The sequence below is a fragment of the Psychrobacillus mangrovi genome (assembly GCF_037104765.1).
In the GTDB taxonomy this organism is placed as follows: Bacteria; Bacillota; Bacilli; order Bacillales_A; family Planococcaceae; genus Psychrobacillus; species Psychrobacillus mangrovi.
Genome location: NZ_JBAWSY010000035.1, coordinates 1 through 16,021 on the forward strand (window position 1 = coordinate 1; position 16,021 = coordinate 16,021).

15 protein-coding genes, 1 tRNA gene, 1 rRNA gene, 1 other RNA gene and 1 other annotated feature are annotated in these 16,021 nt (G+C 37.1%); of the genes, 3 read left to right on the top strand and 15 right to left on the bottom strand.

What is annotated here, in order from left to right; translation table 11 throughout:
* Positions 1-270: 270 nt before the first annotated feature.
* The 6 genes from WAX74_RS20485 to ffs all read right to left on the bottom strand — a co-directional run bounded on the left by WAX74_RS20485 (position 271) and on the right by ffs (position 3,937).
* Positions 271-528, bottom strand: coding sequence for a pro-sigmaK processing inhibitor BofA family protein (locus tag WAX74_RS20485; RefSeq protein WP_336499506.1), 258 nt, complete (start codon positions 526-528; stop codon positions 271-273).
* 63 nt (positions 529-591) lie between these two features.
* Complete coding sequence (locus tag WAX74_RS20490; protein ID WP_336499507.1) at positions 592-804, bottom strand: YaaL family protein; 213 nt, start codon at positions 802-804, stop codon at positions 592-594.
* 18 nt (positions 805-822) lie between these two features.
* A complete protein-coding gene (gene recR / locus WAX74_RS20495) occupies positions 823-1,419 on the bottom strand; it encodes a recombination mediator RecR (RefSeq protein ID WP_336499508.1) in 597 nt (198 codons plus the stop codon).
* 11 nt (positions 1,420-1,430) lie between these two features.
* On the bottom strand, positions 1,431-1,751 hold the full coding sequence (locus WAX74_RS20500; protein ID WP_336499509.1) for a YbaB/EbfC family nucleoid-associated protein: 321 nt from the start codon (positions 1,749-1,751) through the stop codon (positions 1,431-1,433).
* Between the two features lie 14 nt (positions 1,752-1,765).
* A complete protein-coding gene (dnaX, locus tag WAX74_RS20505) occupies positions 1,766-3,514 on the bottom strand; it encodes a DNA polymerase III subunit gamma/tau (protein WP_336499510.1) in 1,749 nt (582 codons plus the stop codon).
* 155 nt (positions 3,515-3,669) lie between these two features.
* An RNA gene (gene ffs, locus WAX74_RS20510) (signal recognition particle sRNA large type) lies at positions 3,670-3,937 on the bottom strand.
* A gap of 377 nt (positions 3,938-4,314) precedes the next feature.
* On the opposite strand from ffs, the gene WAX74_RS20515 reads away from it, so the two are divergent.
* Positions 4,315-4,407: transfer RNA gene (locus WAX74_RS20515), tRNA-Ser, on the top strand.
* A gap of 161 nt (positions 4,408-4,568) precedes the next feature.
* Here the strand turns inward: WAX74_RS20515 and WAX74_RS20520 are convergent.
* The 3 genes from WAX74_RS20520 to WAX74_RS20530 form a co-directional block, all read right to left on the bottom strand.
* Positions 4,569-5,237 (bottom strand): deoxynucleoside kinase, encoded by a 669-nt coding sequence (locus tag WAX74_RS20520; protein ID WP_336499511.1) that lies wholly within the window; start codon positions 5,235-5,237, stop codon positions 4,569-4,571.
* A gap of 2 nt (positions 5,238-5,239) precedes the next feature.
* Complete coding sequence (locus WAX74_RS20525; protein ID WP_336499512.1) at positions 5,240-5,872, bottom strand: deoxynucleoside kinase; 633 nt, start codon at positions 5,870-5,872, stop codon at positions 5,240-5,242.
* Positions 5,873-5,978: 106 nt separating this feature from the next.
* Positions 5,979-7,115, bottom strand: coding sequence for a glycosyl hydrolase family 18 protein (locus WAX74_RS20530; protein WP_336499513.1), 1,137 nt, complete (start codon positions 7,113-7,115; stop codon positions 5,979-5,981).
* Positions 7,116-7,191: 76 nt separating this feature from the next.
* Between WAX74_RS20530 and tadA the strand changes: the two genes are divergently transcribed.
* Complete coding sequence (gene tadA / locus WAX74_RS20535; protein WP_336499514.1) at positions 7,192-7,665, top strand: tRNA adenosine(34) deaminase TadA; 474 nt, start codon at positions 7,192-7,194, stop codon at positions 7,663-7,665.
* 42 nt (positions 7,666-7,707) lie between these two features.
* On the opposite strand, the gene serS is transcribed toward tadA, so the two are convergent.
* The 3 genes from serS to pdxS form a co-directional block, all read right to left on the bottom strand.
* A complete protein-coding gene (gene serS, locus WAX74_RS20540) occupies positions 7,708-8,982 on the bottom strand; it encodes a serine--tRNA ligase (RefSeq protein ID WP_336499515.1) in 1,275 nt (424 codons plus the stop codon).
* A 204-nt stretch (positions 8,983-9,186) separates the two neighbouring features.
* Positions 9,187-9,402, bottom strand: a binding site (T-box leader).
* Positions 9,403-9,426: 24 nt separating this feature from the next.
* A complete protein-coding gene (pdxT, locus tag WAX74_RS20545) occupies positions 9,427-10,020 on the bottom strand; it encodes a pyridoxal 5'-phosphate synthase glutaminase subunit PdxT (RefSeq protein WP_336499516.1) in 594 nt (197 codons plus the stop codon).
* Between the two features lies 1 nt (position 10,021).
* Complete coding sequence (pdxS, locus tag WAX74_RS20550; protein ID WP_336499519.1) at positions 10,022-10,912, bottom strand: pyridoxal 5'-phosphate synthase lyase subunit PdxS; 891 nt, start codon at positions 10,910-10,912, stop codon at positions 10,022-10,024.
* 104 nt (positions 10,913-11,016) lie between these two features.
* On the opposite strand from pdxS, the gene pdxR reads away from it, so the two are divergent.
* Positions 11,017-12,438 carry a MocR-like pyridoxine biosynthesis transcription factor PdxR gene (gene pdxR / locus WAX74_RS20555; protein WP_336499517.1) on the top strand — a complete coding sequence of 474 codons (1,422 nt, stop codon included), beginning with the start codon at positions 11,017-11,019 and terminating at the stop codon, positions 12,436-12,438.
* Between the two features lie 18 nt (positions 12,439-12,456).
* Here the strand turns inward: pdxR and WAX74_RS20560 are convergent, their stop codons facing one another.
* From WAX74_RS20560 to rrf, 3 genes are all read right to left on the bottom strand, one after another.
* The gene (locus WAX74_RS20560) at positions 12,457-13,791 is read right to left on the bottom strand and encodes a serine hydrolase (protein WP_413789002.1); all 1,335 of its coding nucleotides are present in this window, start codon (positions 13,789-13,791) and stop codon (positions 12,457-12,459) included.
* Positions 13,792-13,930: 139 nt separating this feature from the next.
* Positions 13,931-15,397 (bottom strand): IMP dehydrogenase, encoded by a 1,467-nt coding sequence (gene guaB, locus WAX74_RS20565; protein WP_336499518.1) that lies wholly within the window; start codon positions 15,395-15,397, stop codon positions 13,931-13,933.
* 510 nt (positions 15,398-15,907) lie between these two features.
* Positions 15,908-16,021 (bottom strand): 5S ribosomal RNA (rrf, locus tag WAX74_RS20570); the annotation flags it as partial.

Here is a 16,021-nt window from a genome sequence, read left to right on the forward strand (position 1 = left end):
ACGCCGCCAGCGTTCGTCCTGAGCCAGGATCAAACTCTCCATAATAGAGAACTTAAAAAGCTCATTTTGTTTTGCTGGCATCATCATTAAATGATGTCAAAATTGTTTGCTATCTGACTAACCGAAGCTAGTCTATCAAGCTATATGTCTTAACGTTTTGCATGTTCAGTTTTCAATGTTCATTTTGTCTGCCGTATTTGTTTACCTCTTGGCGACTTCTACAATATTACACTCTTCCAAAACGAAAGTCAACACTTTTTATAAATTAATTTAAATAAATATTGAAATGGCTACTACAGAGGCTACACCAGGAATTCCTAATACCGCTACTACTGCTCCCGTAAAGAGGTTAACAGGAATATTATATCCAAATGAACCTAAAAGTAAATGAACTCCAAATAATAATAAAACAGAAAATCCTAAGCGAAATAATAAAATCGAAAATCTCTCCATTATACTTGAAAAGGACTTCCTAAACATAAGTAACATAAGTAGTACTAGCGAACATGCAATGATAACTATCTTCATGAAATATCTCTCCTCCATTAAATAACTATCTCTTAGCATATGAAGCTAGTACTACTATCATGCTCATTTCAAAATAACATTTCTTATTTTAGCTTCTTTATATAAGTAGAAATGAATGCTCTCCGCAATTTTCCTTTTCGCTTCTACCTCTAAATCATAATCATTCAAATATTCTTCTAAAGATTGTGCTTGTTGCCATTCTTCTTTTGTTTGTTTCATAAGATTTACAAATTGTAGATCAAATTCTTTTCTTAATTTTTCTTTTTGAAAAAACATCTTATAAAAACAACTCCCTTATAACTCTCGGCGACCTTCTAGTGCTTTAGATAAAGTTACTTCATCCGCATACTCTAAATCTCCACCTACAGGTAATCCATGTGCAATTCTTGTTGTCTTAATACCAGAAGGTTTCACTAGTCGGGAAATATACATTGCTGTCGCTTCTCCCTCAATTGTTGGGTTTGTTGCTAATATAAGTTCTTCTACTCGTGTATCTTGTAATCTCTTTAAAAGCGAGGGAACGTTAATATCTTCAGGACCAATTCCGTCCATTGGAGAAATTGCTCCATGGAGAACATGGTATAGACCACTGTAATCCCTCATTTTTTCCATCGCTATCACATCTTTCGGATCTTGGACTACACAAATCATAGATAAGTCTCGTTGATTGTCTTGACAGATTTGACACGGATCCACATCTGTAATATGTCCACAAACCGAGCAATAACTTAAATTCCTTTTAGCATCTACTAAAGCTTTCGCAAAATCTAAAACGGTATCTTCTTTCATTGTCAATACAAAAAATGCCAGGCGAGCCGCTGTTTTCGGCCCGATTCCTGGCAATTTCATAAAACTATCTATTAGTTTTGATATTGGTTCAGGATAATGCATATATATTCCTCCTAGAACATACCAGGGAGGTTCAACCCTTTCGTGAATTGACCCATCGTGGAGTTCGCTGTTTCCTCTGCTTTTTTAATTGCTTCATTTGTTGCAATTACTAATAAGTCTTGTAACATTTCTATGTCTTCTGGATCCACTACAGTTGGATCTAGTTCCACTTCTAATACTTCTTTATGTCCAGAAACAACAACCTTTACCATGCCACCACCAGCAACTGCTTCAAAGCGTTGGTTCCCCAGTTCTTCCTGTGCCTCCGCCATTTTCTTTTGCATTTTTTGCATTTGCTTCATCATACCTTGCATATTACCCATTCCACGCATAATAAAATTCCTCCTTAGTCATCATGTACTTCTACAAATTCTTTTCCAAATAATTTCTCGGCCTCCACAATTAAAGGATCCTCCGATATTTGTTCCATACTGCTTAACAGCTCCATCGCTTCATTAGGCTGCGATGTAGTTTCTTCAGTTGTTTCAGTATTACTTGTTTTTAAACCGTTTTGTTGAATGAATTCTTCTCTTATCTTCAACCATTTATCCTCGGGTACATACACTACTTCGTACATCGTTCCAGTTAAGCTAGAAATGAGTTGTGGAAAAGAGGAAGAAAAAGTTTTATTTTCCATTGCCATTTGACAATGTATATCATATTTGAATTTTAACACAAAAGCATTCGATGATGCTGCAACTGGTTCAGCATCATTTAAAAGTGCTGCATGTGACTTTTGAAGTTGTTGCAATATAACGGCCCATTGAGATTTAATAGCTTGTATGTCTGTCTTTGTTGCCGTCTTTAATATCTCATGAATACGTCCACTGGATACTTTTACTCCCGTGTTAGATTTCTGACGTTGTCTTTTCGGTTGTTCTTGTGACACAGCATTTGCTTGTGGCAAGATACCTTGACTTATTTGTTGTTGCAATTGATGCAATTGACTTTCTAATAGTTGTATTTTCTGTTCAAGCTCAGAGCTACCTTCATTAGATTTAGTCGCATCTCTTGGAACTTGCGCTAATCGTATAATAGCTGTTTCTAAATAAACCTTCGCATGATTAGAAAATCGCATCTCTTGTTGCGTGTTAGTTAAGATCGAGATGCTTTTATACAACGTATCTACCGGAAATTTAGAAGCTAATTCACGAAATAATTCATCTCCAGATGCTATTTCTAATAGCTCTGTTTGTTCTGGCGCAACAAGTAACACCAGTAAATCACGATAAAATGTTATAAAATCCTCTGTTAAGCGAACTGGATCTTTTCCATCATCTATTAACTGTTCCACGCAACTTAAAGCTTTCGCTACATCCTTTTCAATCAAAGCATTTGCTAACTGAAAGAAAACATCCTGACCAATAGAACCTGTTACAAGTAATGCATCCTCTATTGTCATTTTCTCTCCGCTAAAAGACACTACTTGATCGAGCATACTAAGCGCATCACGCATACCACCGGCCGCTGCTTGTGCAATAATTTTTAATACGTTTTCATCATATTCAATATTGGCATCTATTAATACTTCTTTCATTCTTGAGACAATGTCCACGGAAGTAATTCGTTTAAAATCAAATCGCTGACATCTAGAGATAATTGTTAAAGGAATTTTATGTGGCTCCGTTGTTGCCAAGATAAATACAACATGTGCAGGTGGTTCTTCTAATGTTTTTAATAAAGCATTAAAAGCACTGGTTGAAAGCATATGCACTTCATCTATAATATACACTTTGTAACGAGCGTTGGAAGGAGCAAAACGTACTTTTTCAATAATATCTCGCATTTCTTCTACTCTAGAGTTAGAAGCCGCATCAAATTCAATCACATCTGTATTGGATCCGTCCGTAATACTTTTACATGTTTCACAAGTGTTACAAGGTTCTTTTCCTGGCCCATTTTCACAGTTCAGAGCCTTTGCGAATATCTTTGCCGCACTCGTCTTCCCTGTTCCACGAGGTCCTGAAAATAAATACGCATGTGTAGTTTTATTGTAAAGGAGGGCATTTTGAAGTGTTTGTTTGATATGTGTTTGGCCAGACATTTCTCCAAACGACTGCGGCCGATAAGCGCGGTAAAAAGCTTGATACGACAACAAATTCCCCTCCTTCTAAGTGTAAGATAAATAATAATTTTATTATACCATAAAGAAACTATGACTTCGCCTATTATACATAGTGTTTTTCTCATAAAAAAACTCATTTGCCTAAACGACAAATGAGAAATAGTGGATTTATATTAAAATTAATGCCGTGCACCTTCCTTCGCTTGAAACACATAAGCGGCACCCTTGTCGTTAACTCGGCTTAGGCTACCCCGCGGCACATAAGAAAACACCACTTAATGCTGCTTCCTTCCGGACCTGACATGGTTCATGGGCACTCATTGCGCAGGACCCAAACGTCAACATCACGTGCAAATACCAGACCCTACATGTATTCAACCTCAGAGAAGGAGTTCAGTCTCGCTAGAGCGGATTGCGAGTTACAAGACACCGCTACCTTCCCACCTAGCACGGCATAGATTAGTATACGTTTTTTAGCGACAAAAATCAATGGAAATAATAAACTATATTTGATAACCTTATTTTTTGAGGCTCTGTTAAACTTCTTTGTTGTTTTTCAAAGAAAAAATCTTTTTATCTAGTAATGCCCACCACACGGACGTGCACTTGCCGTACGCTACGAATAGCGCAGGAACAGGATACGCTAGCGCATATAGTGGCTCATGCGGACGTACGGCAAGCGCAAATGCAAATAGGTATTGGTACGATCTAAGCTTAGGGGTAACAACATTATTATTTAACAAGGTCTTTGCGAAAAAAAAAAGAAATGATTTTTTTGTTAAAAATGTTGACTTTGATTTTTATCCATGATAAATTAATTCTTGTACTTCGGAGGAATACCCAAGTCTGGCTGAAGGGATCGGTCTTGAAAACCGACAGGCGGGTCAAACCGCGCGGGGGTTCGAATCCCTCTTCCTCCTCCATTTTAAATACACACACGCATAAATTTGAGATTGAATTCGTTGCATCAGTAACGAATTTTTCTTAAAATAAATTGTTCAGAATATTAAAAAGACAACTTTAACTAGTTGTCTTTTTTTATAGCATAAAACCCTCTTGCAATATAATCGCAAGAGGGTTTTTCTTATTTACGTAAAGCTTCTGTTTGTTCCAGGAAAAGTCCTATTCTTTCTACAATTGCTTCGACGCTATCAGGATTTTGTAGGATATCATAGTCATTAATATTTAAACGAAGTACGGGGCAGCCATTAAAAGAGTCGATCCATTTTTCATAACGACCGTGCATTTCTTCCCAATACGCAATTGGTGTTTGCTGCTCCATTGGTCGTCCACGGTCATGAATGCGATCGATAATGTCATCTAATGTACCTTCTAAATAAATTAGTAAATTAGGATGTGGGAAATATGGTGTCATGACCATTGCTTCAAACAAACTAGTATACGTTTCGTGATCTACTGGATCCATTGTTCCTTTTTCTTTATGCATCTGAGCAAATATTCCAGTGTCCTCATAAATGGAACGATCTTGGATAAATCCTCCGCCATACTCAAACATTCTCTTCTGCTCTTTAAAACGTTCTGCTAAAAAGTAAATTTGTAAATGAAAGCTCCATTTTGAAAAATCATTATAAAAACGATCTAAATAAGGATTTGAATCTACTTTTTCGAAAGATGTTTTAAAATGAAGGGCATCCGCAAGTGCTTTTGTCATCGTAGATTTCCCTACTCCGACTGTGCCAGCAATCGTTATAACTGCGTTAGAAGGGATACCATACTTCTCTCTTAAATTCATATTTAAAATCTCCTTGTATTTAATGTTGCGTCTACTTTATCTAAAATTGTTTGCAAGTCTTGTCCATTTTGAACAAAATCTAATTCATCTCCGTTAAATCGGAGAACCGGGACTTCTGGATGTTTTTTTTCAAAATCAGATATAAATACACGATAATCGGATGCAAGTTGCTCCAAATAATCCGAGCTTATCTTTTTTTCAAAATCTCTACCACGTAAATCAATACGGTCTATTAATACATCTAAGCTAGCATCCAAAAAAATAACCATATTTGGGACAGGCATATCATTTATTAGTATTTTGTAGATGGATTCATACTTTTTATATTCTACTTCATTTAAGGAGCGTTTAGCGAAAATTAGATTTTTAAAAATATGGTAATCAGCTGTAACTCCTTTAGATTTGGATAGGTAATTCTTATCGATATCGCTTAATTGTTTATATCGATTGCATAAGAAGAACATTTCCGTTTGGAAGCTCCACTCCGCAATATTGTCATAAAACTTATCTAAAAAAGGATTTTCATCCACAATTTCTTTTAGCAATTCAAATTGATAGTTGGCAGCAATCGCTTTAGCTAAAGAAGTTTTTCCAACCCCTATAGGACCCTCTACCGTTATAAATGGAATAGACATGGCTTTAACCTCGCTCTAATATTTCAAGTCGTGCCCTCTATTTTAACATAGCTGGAAAATGAAAAACAGAGCAAATCCACCTTTCTATAAGAAAGGCAAATTTACTCTACTTTTTTCTCACACGAAACATTTCGTTTATTAAATACCAATTTTGAGGAAAATCAAAACCACTATGCCAATAGGAAATTCCTAAAAGCCCTAACTCTTTTAAAAGATTAAACTTTGCCTGTATAGAACGTGCATCCTCAAACCATACCTCGTGCTCTATACCATCTCTCCAATAATGAAAAAAAGGAGCTTGTGCAGTTTGGTCATATTCAATCGCAGCATTTCGGTCCTTTGCTAATTCAATAGCCTGCTGAGGGCTAACTGCTTTAGCGAAAGGATTTCCTGGTTTATAAGGAAGTGTCCAATCATACCCATATAAATTTTGACCCATTAATATTTTCCGAGGAAGAATTTCCGTTATTGCATATTCTAACACTTCGCGAACTGGACCAATTGGGGAAACTGCCATTGGTGGTCCTCCACTGTAACCCCATTCATAGGTCATAATTACAATAAAATCCAAAACCTCTCCAAGTGCTCTATAGTCAAAACCTGCGTACCATTTCCCAGCTTGTTCAGCACTCGTCTTAGGAGGAACACTTGCGGATATTGTAAACCCACCAGTAAACTCCTTTAGTTCCCTTATGAAATTCACATAGTTTTCTCTGTCTTCCGCAGCGATATATTCGATATCTAAATGAATATGTTTAGTTCCTCTTTTATTTGCTTCAGCTACAGCTTGCTCAAATACTCTTTGTTTGACTTGTTCATCTGTGAACATAGTGTGTGCTAGTGACGCATTAAACGCTCCATTTTCAAGATTAGCTACCACAATGGCTGATTCTACCTGGTTGCTTTGCGCTACTTCCTGTAGCGTCCCCCAATTCATGGAAGTCAATGATCCATCACGCAACACCTCATAAGCAAAAGGCATCATATAAGTTAACATTGGTGCTGCTTTTTCTACTTGCTCGATTACACGAGCGGATGGAACTTCGGTGTACCACTCTACATATAGATTAGATTCAACAAATGGCCTGTCTGGACTCGGTGTAGAGGGTGTAACTAGCGCTTGACCTATGACTAATACATCTGGATCTGGAAGCTCATTTATAGAGGCAAGCGTTGAAGTATTTGTACCGAACTGCTTTGCAATAGAGTATAAACTATCCCCTTTTTTCACTACATATATCAATCGATCACTCCTTCAAAATAGAATATGCAATATGTAAATAAAACATGCTACACTATGCAAAAGGGGTTGATTCCAATTGGATGAATACTATATGAATTTAGCTATCGCAGAGGCTAAAAAAGCAGCAGAAATCGGTGAAGTACCAATTGGGGCTGTCATTGTGTATAAAGAAGAGGTTATTGCCCAGGCTTTTAACCTGAGAGAAACTACTCAAAATGCAACTACACACGCTGAGCTACTCGCCATTCAAGAGGCTTGTAAAAAAATAGGCAGTTGGAGATTAGAGGAAACAACCTTATACGTCACATTGGAGCCTTGCCCTATGTGTGCAGGTGCTATATTACAATCTCGTATCCCCCGTGTTGTATATGGTGCTAGAGATGCAAAAGCCGGTTGTGTTGATTCGCTTTATCATCTTTTAAATGACAATAGGTTTAATCATATGTGTGAAGTAACAGAAGGTATTTTAGCAGAAGAATGTGGAGCACTGCTAACTCAATTTTTTCGCGATTTACGAGAGAAAAAAAAGAACCAGAAACGCAGCTTATAAATGCGATTCTGGTTCACGTTAGACATTGTGAAAGTTCCACTATTATTTAATAACAGATTTTCCACCCATGTATGGACGTAGCACTTCTGGAACTACCACCGTACCATCAGCTTGCTGATAGTTTTCTAAAATAGCTGCTACAGTACGTCCAAGTGCAAGTCCACTTCCGTTCAATGTGTGTACAAATTCTGGTTTTCCACCAGCTTCTCTTCTAAAACGAATACCTGCACGACGAGCTTGGAAATCCTCAAAATTACTACAAGAAGAAATTTCTTTATACTCTCCGTAGCTTGGTAACCACACCTCTAAATCATATTTTTTCGCTGCAGTAAAACCTAAATCCGCAGTACACATATGAAGCACACGATATGGAAGTCCTAAAAGTTGTAGTACTTTTTCTGCATGCCCGGTTAAAAGCTCTAATTGTTCATACGATTCTTCTGGTTTAACAAAACGGACAAGCTCTACTTTATTGAATTGGTGTTGACGAATTAATCCACGAGTATCACGACCTGCTGATCCAGCCTCTGAACGGAAACAAGCACTGAATGCTGTGAACGCTTGCGGAAGTTCTGCTCCATCTAAAATCTCGTCACGATAGAAATTCGTTACTGGCACTTCTGCTGTTGGAATTAAGAAATAATCCTCTTCACCAATTAAAAATGCATCTTCTTCAAATTTTGGAAGTTGCCCTGTACCAGTTAAACTTGCACGATTTGCTAAGTAAGGTGGAAGCATTTCTTCATAGCCATGCTCTTCAGCATGTAAATCCATCATAAAGTTTATCAATGCACGTTCAAGTCTTGCACCTAATCCTCGATAGAAAGCAAAACGGCTTCCTGTTACTTTTGCTGCTCTTTCAAAATCTACTATTTTTAAATCTGTTGCAATATCCCAATGGGCTTTTGTTTCAAAATCGAATGAAGGAACTTCTCCCCATTTACGGATTTCGACATTATCATCTTCAGAATCACCAATTGGTACACTATCATGAGGAATATTTGGAACACGCATCATCATGTATTCAAATTTTTCTTCCACATCTCGTAACTCATCGTCTAGTACTTTAATTTCATCGCCCACTTCGCGCATACGAGAAATTAAATCATCTGCATTTTCTTTATTTCGTTTCATCTCTGAAATTTTTTGAGAAAACTCGTTTCTCTCTGCTTTTAAAACTTCTGTTTTTGCAATTAATTCTCTACGTTTTTGATCTAAGGGTAGGAATTGATCAAACTCGGAAATCTCTTCCCCTCGTTTAGCAAGCTTTACTTTCACTTCTTCATAATGATCTCGAACAAATTTTACGTCTAACATATCAGTTTCCTCCTCTAATTTAATCAATTTTGCCTTGGCGCATTGCGTCCAGATTTGAATTAAGCTTTGGCCTACGTGAACCAAGTTAGTTAGCATTTATAGCATGGAACCCGACGAACGCTAACACCGTTTACTCTACAAAATCTGTGACAAAATGCGCTGCTGAATAAAGTAAAAAACGACAAAAAAGCCCTCATCCCAAATAAAAGGGACGAGAGCATACCCGCGTTGCCACCCTGATTGATTCAGTAAAAAACTGAATCCACTTGTTCCATAACGGCTTTTTCAACCGGACACGACTTACTTACTTTCAGCCGCGCAACTCAAAGGACGGATTCACAAGTGTTAATATCAGCTTACACCACCCGCTGACTCTCTTTAAAGAACGTACTTGTTACTACTTCCTATCATCGTTTTTACATTCATGAAATTACTCATACTTTACTATAGGTGTACTGTTTTTGCAAGAGTTTCCTTTACCATCCCAGTAAAATATGCTGTAATTCGATGATCATCTGTCAGTTCAGGATGAAAGGAGCACCCAAGCAAATGACCTTGTCTAGCCATAACGATTCTTCCTTCAAATCGAGCAAGTACCTCAACATTTTCTCCAACATCTACTATATGAGGTGCTCGTATAAATACAGCTGGGAAATCTTCTGCAATATCTCTGATTTCTAATTTTGTTTCAAAACTATCCACTTGCCTACCGAAAGAGTTGCGTTCTACAGTTGCATCTAGCACACCAATATGTGCAAAATCATACCCAACTAGATTTTTAGCTAGTAATATTAGTCCTGCACAAGTTCCAAACATCGGCTTTCCTGCAGCCGCAAATTGTCGAAGAGGTTTCAGCATCTCAAACCGATCAATTAGTTTTCGCATTGCTGTGCTTTCACCGCCAGGAAGGATCAATCCATCTACTAAATCTAAATCACTAGTATTTTTAACAACAACTGCTTCTGCACCACATTCTTCTATGGAACGGATATGTTCACTTACTGCTCCTTGAAGAGCTAATACGCCTATCCTTATCATATTACCACCCTCTATCTTGCATACGATCTTGTGCAGATAAACGAGAAATTTCAATTCCCTTCATTGGAATTCCTAAGTCTTTTGAAATTTCTACAAGTAATTTGTAGTCTTGGTAATGTGTTGTTGCTTCTACTATAGCTCTTGCAAATTTCTCAGGATTTTCCGATTTAAAGATACCTGATCCAACAAATACACCGTCAGCTCCAAGTTCCATCATTAAAGCTGCATCTGCTGGTGTGGCTACTCCACCAGCTGCAAAGTTCACAACTGGTAATTTACCATTATGTTTAATTTGTAATAAAACATCAAATGGAGCTCCTAAAATTTTTGCCTCTGTCATTAATTCATCTTCGTTCATATGCACAATTTTACGTACTTGTGCATTTACTTTACGTAAGTGACGAACTGCTTCTACGATATTCCCTGTTCCAGGCTCTCCTTTTGTACGAAGCATAGAAGCTCCTTCTCCAATACGACGAGCAGCTTCTCCTAAATCCTTACATCCACATACGAATGGTACTGTGAATTCGCTCTTACGTAAGTGATACTCTTCATCTGCAGGAGTTAATACTTCTGACTCGTCTATGTAATCGACACCCATTGCTTCTAAAATTCTTGCTTCTGTAATATGCCCAATACGTGCTTTTGCCATCACTGGAATTGTTACTGCTCCCATTACTTCTTCCATAATACGTGGGTCTGCCATACGAGCAACGCCACCTGCTGCACGAATATCAGATGGTACACGTTCTAATGCCATTACTGCTACAGCACCTGCAGCTTCTGCGATTTTCGCTTGCTCTGCATTGATAACGTCCATAATAACTCCACCCTTTTGCATTTCAGCCATACCTCTTTTTACTCTTTCTGTACCCGTTAAATTTGTTGTCATCATTATTTCCCTCCATTATCTTTATAAAGTTTAGTATAATAAAAGATGACCATTTGAAAAGTACCAGAAAACATTAAAATGATAAGGTCAGAAAGTGGATAAAAATGGACTATCTTATGTTTCAGCTTGAAAAAGATGCTCAAACTCCTTTATACGAACAACTTTACAACGGGATTAAAGAAGCGATAATTGAAGGGAAAATTGAAGAAGGAGAAAAACTTCCTTCCAAAAGAAAACTTGCAGAATATTTGGCTGTTAGTCAGACTACAATTGAATTCGCGTTTAGTCAGCTTGTTGCTGAGGGTTTTATCAGTTCGGAAGCAAGAAAGGGATTTTTTGTACAAAGCTTAGAAGAATTAGCCCTTATTGAACAAGAATTGCCAATGATGACGCAAGAAATAAGCGACACTGATCAATTATATATTGATTTTTCTCCCGGTAAAATTGATACAGAATCTTTTCCTTTTACTACATGGAGGAAATATACGAAGGAAACAATAAGTGAGGCAAATAAAGACTTTCTTCAACTTGGACATCCCCAAGGTGATTATGTTTTAAGACAACATATTTCCTCTTATTTATATCAATCACGAGGAGTTAAATGTAAACCGGAACAAATTATCCTAGGATCCGGAACAGAGCAAATAATGCCGTTAATTATCCGTTTGCTAGGCAAAGAAGCTGTTTATGGAATTGAAAATCCAGGTTATCCACTAACCCATCATTTATTTTTAGATGATAGAAAAAAATCATTGCCTATTTCAGTAGATATGGATGGTGTAATTGTATCTCAACTTGAAAAAACTAAAGCAACTGTCATGTATGTAACACCTTCCCACCAGTTTCCAACTGGTGCTGTACTTTCAGCTACGCGTCGTAGCCAGCTTTTATCTTGGGCATATCAACAAGAGAATAGATATATTATCGAAGATGACTACGACAGCGAGTTTAGATACACAGGCAAACCGATACCTTCCTTACAAGGGCTTGATCAAAATCAACGCGTAATTTATCTAAGTACGTTCTCCAAATCCTTAATGCCATCATTACGAATCGCATATGCCGTGTTACCAGAATCACTGATTATGCAATACAAACAAAAATTTTCTTATTATGCTGCAACCGTTCCCCGAATTGATCAGCATGTATTAGCAAAGTTCATGGAATCAGGTCATTTTGCAAAGCATTTAAATAAAATGAGAAAAATCTATAAGCGAAAACTGGAAATGGTTACTAAAACGATTACTAAATACAATCCAACTGTTATGATTTCAGGCGAACAAGCAGGCATGCATATTTTATTAACCATTCATACATCTAAAAAAGAAGATGAACTGGTTTTACTTGCAAAGAATGCGGGTATACGTGTATATGGCCTTCGTGAATATGTAACGGAAGATAAAGATGTTTCTGCAGAGCCCAAAATTGTTTTAGGATTTGGAGGAATTGATATCGAGGAGATTCCCTCTTCCATAAATGCTTTAATGAATGCTTGGGATATAAAAAAACACCGTGATCACAATTAAGCGCACGGTGTTTTGATATTAAAATAATCCGCCAACAAAGTCAGTAGTACTATTCCATAAATTACTGAAAAATTTTCCTATACCTTGGAACATTAAGCTAATCCAGCTAGCACGCTCTACTGCTTCGGTAGTAACTACCTCTACTTCAGCTGCATTATCTGTAATATAGCCGTAATCAGATCCTTCTGTTTTCTCCAGATGAACTTTACCTACGACTGTACCTTCTTTAACGTCTGCTTCCAAGGTTTTCTTTTCAGGTGTAAAAACAGGCTTGTACATGTCTTTTTCATTTGTTTTAATAACCATGGAAATTGGATCTTTTACAGCAATTGCAACTGAATCTTCTTTACCTTTTATAACAGGTAATGTTTTATTTTTAGGAATTTTGTATCCTGCTGGAACTATTTCTACCTTAGAAAATTGTGCAAATCCATAGTCAAACAATGCTCTTGTTGCATCAAAGCGAGCTTTATATGAACCTGCTCCATTCGCATCTACAGCTTTCATAACAACTGCTATTACACGCATTCCATTCTTTTGAGCAGTTCCAGTAAAGGAATGACCTGCAAATTCAGTTGTTCCCGTTTTTAATCCGTCTACACCTTCGTATTCATAAACTAGTCCTGGTAACATCCAGTTCCAGTTACTCATTTCAATTGCATCAGAAGTGCCTTCACGGAATGTTTTTTTAGGAATTTTAGTTGTTTCTAATACTTCGGGATAATCTTTCATTAACTTGTAAGCAAGAATGGCAACTGATTTAGCAGGCATCACGTTTTCATCAGAAGCACCTGTGCTTGCTGGGTGCATCCCTTGTAAATCTTCATTATTCAGTCCAGTTGAATTGACAAACTTATATCCTTCTAAGCCCATTTCTTCAGCTTTTTCATTCATTAATTTCACAAAGTTCTCTTCTGTCCCAGCTATTGTCTCTGCAATTGCAATAGTAGCTGCATTAGCTGAATAAATAGCCATTGCTTCATAAAGTTCACGAATAGAATAACTGCCATCTTGGCGAAGTGGTACATTACTTAAACGACGGTCTTGAGAGATTTTGTATGTATAATCTGTTACGGAATATTGTTGATCCCACGAAATCTTTCCTTCTTCAATTGCTTCGAATAACAAATACTCTGACATCATTTTAGTCATACTTGCAATACCTAATGGTGACTCTGAATTTTTCTCATATAAAATTTTACCTGTATCTGCATCAATTAAAATTGCAGCATCAACATTCAAATTCAAATTATCCTCTGCTTTTGTGTCTACCGGTGCTCCACATACAACTGATACAAGAAACATAGGAAGTATTAACCATTTAATCATTGATGTCATCCAAACTTTCTTCACTACTGTACCTCCACTTATAGTTTTATCATTGCCCATTTTAACACATTTTTTTGCTTAATAGCACTTTACATAAAAAAAGCACCCATTCTGCCTAGATAAAGACGTTAAATGGCTGCTGAAAGTTTCTTTTGTACGTTACTTAAGAAATAGAATAGTTAGGTGCTTCTTTCGTTATTTGCACATCATGTGGATGACTTTCACGTAATCCTGCTCCAGTCATGCGAATGAATTGAGCATTTTCACGTAAGTCTTGTAAATCTTTCGTTCCACAATACCCCATACCAGCTCTTACTCCACCAAGCAATTGATGTACAGTATCAGAAAGTGGACCTTTGTAAGGAAGACGACCTTCAATTCCTTCTGGTACTAATTTCTTTGCATCCTCTTGGAAGTAACGGTCTTTTGAACCTTTTTCCATAGCAGCAATAGAACCCATACCACGGTACACTTTAAAACGTCTTCCTTGGAAAATTTCAGTTTCCCCTGGGCTTTCTGTCGTACCTGCAAGTAAACTTCCTAACATGACAACATGTCCACCAGCAGCAAGTGCTTTAATAATATCTCCAGAGAATTTAATACCACCGTCAGCAATAATAGATTTTCCAACCTTACGAGCCTCAGTCGCACAATCATATACTGCAGTAATCTGAGGAACGCCAACACCTGCTACAACACGAGTAGTACAAATAGAACCAGGTCCAATACCAACTTTTACAACATCTGCTCCTGCTTCAAAAAGAGCACGAGTAGCTTCACCAGTAGCTACATTTCCAGCTACAATATCTAAATCCGGGTATGTTTCACGAATACTTTTTACAGTATCCATCACGCCTTGAGAATGACCATGAGCTGTATCAATAACGATTACGTCTACATGTGCTTCCACAAGCTTTTCTACGCGGATCATTGTATCTTTTGTAACACCAACAGCCGCACCTACTAATAAGCGACCATGCTGATCTTTTGCTGCATTAGGGAATTCAATCACTTTTTCAATATCTTTTATAGTAATTAAACCTTTAAGAATTCCATTTTCATCGACTATAGGTAATTTTTCTATTTTATATTGTTGTAAAATTTTCTCTGCATCTTCAAGAGTTGTCCCAACAGGTGCAGTTACTAATTGTTCTTTTGTCATTACTTCATCAATGATTAATGAATAATCTTGAATAAAACGTAAATCACGGTTTGTAATAATTCCAACAAGCTTTTGTTCCTCTTTATTGTTTACAATTGGAACACCGGATATTCTATATTTCCCCATTAAATGCTCTGCATCATAGACTTGATGGGTTGGAGTTAAGAAGAATGGATCTGTTATAACACCATTTTCAGAACGTTTAACTGTTTCAACTTGCTCTGCTTGTTCTTCTATGGACATATTTTTATGAATTATTCCTAATCCACCTTGTCGAGCCATTGCAATAGCCATTTTAGCTTCTGTTACTGTGTCCATACCCGCACTAATGATAGGTATATTTAATTTAATCTTTGGTGTTAATTGAACAGATAAATTCACATCTTTTGGCAATACCTCCGACTGTGCTGGAACAAGTAGTACATCATCAAACGTTAGACCTTCTTTTTGAAATTTAGTCTCCCACATTTCTCTTATTTCCTCCTCTGTTAAATGAATATTATTGTAAGGTTATCAGCGCTCAAGCACACTGTCAAGATTCCTAGAATAAAACAATAATTCCGATTTTTCTTTTAGTTATTTTTATCCATATAATAAAGTAAAACAGTTGAATCTCTATAGTTCAAGCAAAGTCTTTTTAGTAATTTTAACCATTTGCTGTAAGAAAGATATTAATAAGAATTAATCCCAAGATTATCTTTTAATTTTAGTCCTCAAGTATTCGGTGACAATATTTTATATAGAGATTTTAGTAATAATATGGATAAGGGAGACTAGTTTTCCTGTGAGAGCAACCATGGAGAGTCTATAAGCAACCAAATGAGTCATATAAGCGACTAAGATGATTCCAAAGCGACCAATAAGAGCGTGAAAGCAACCATTTCTCAGAATAAGAATACACTTCTTTGTGATACTACAATCTAGCCTAATAAATACAAAAAAAAGCCGCCACCGATTACTCGGTGACGACTTCTTGGTGCCCAGCGACGTCCTACTCTCACAGGGGGAGACCCCCAACTACCATCGGCGCTGAAGAGCTTAACTTCCGTGTTCGGTATGGGAACGGGTGTGACCTCTTCGCCATCATCACTA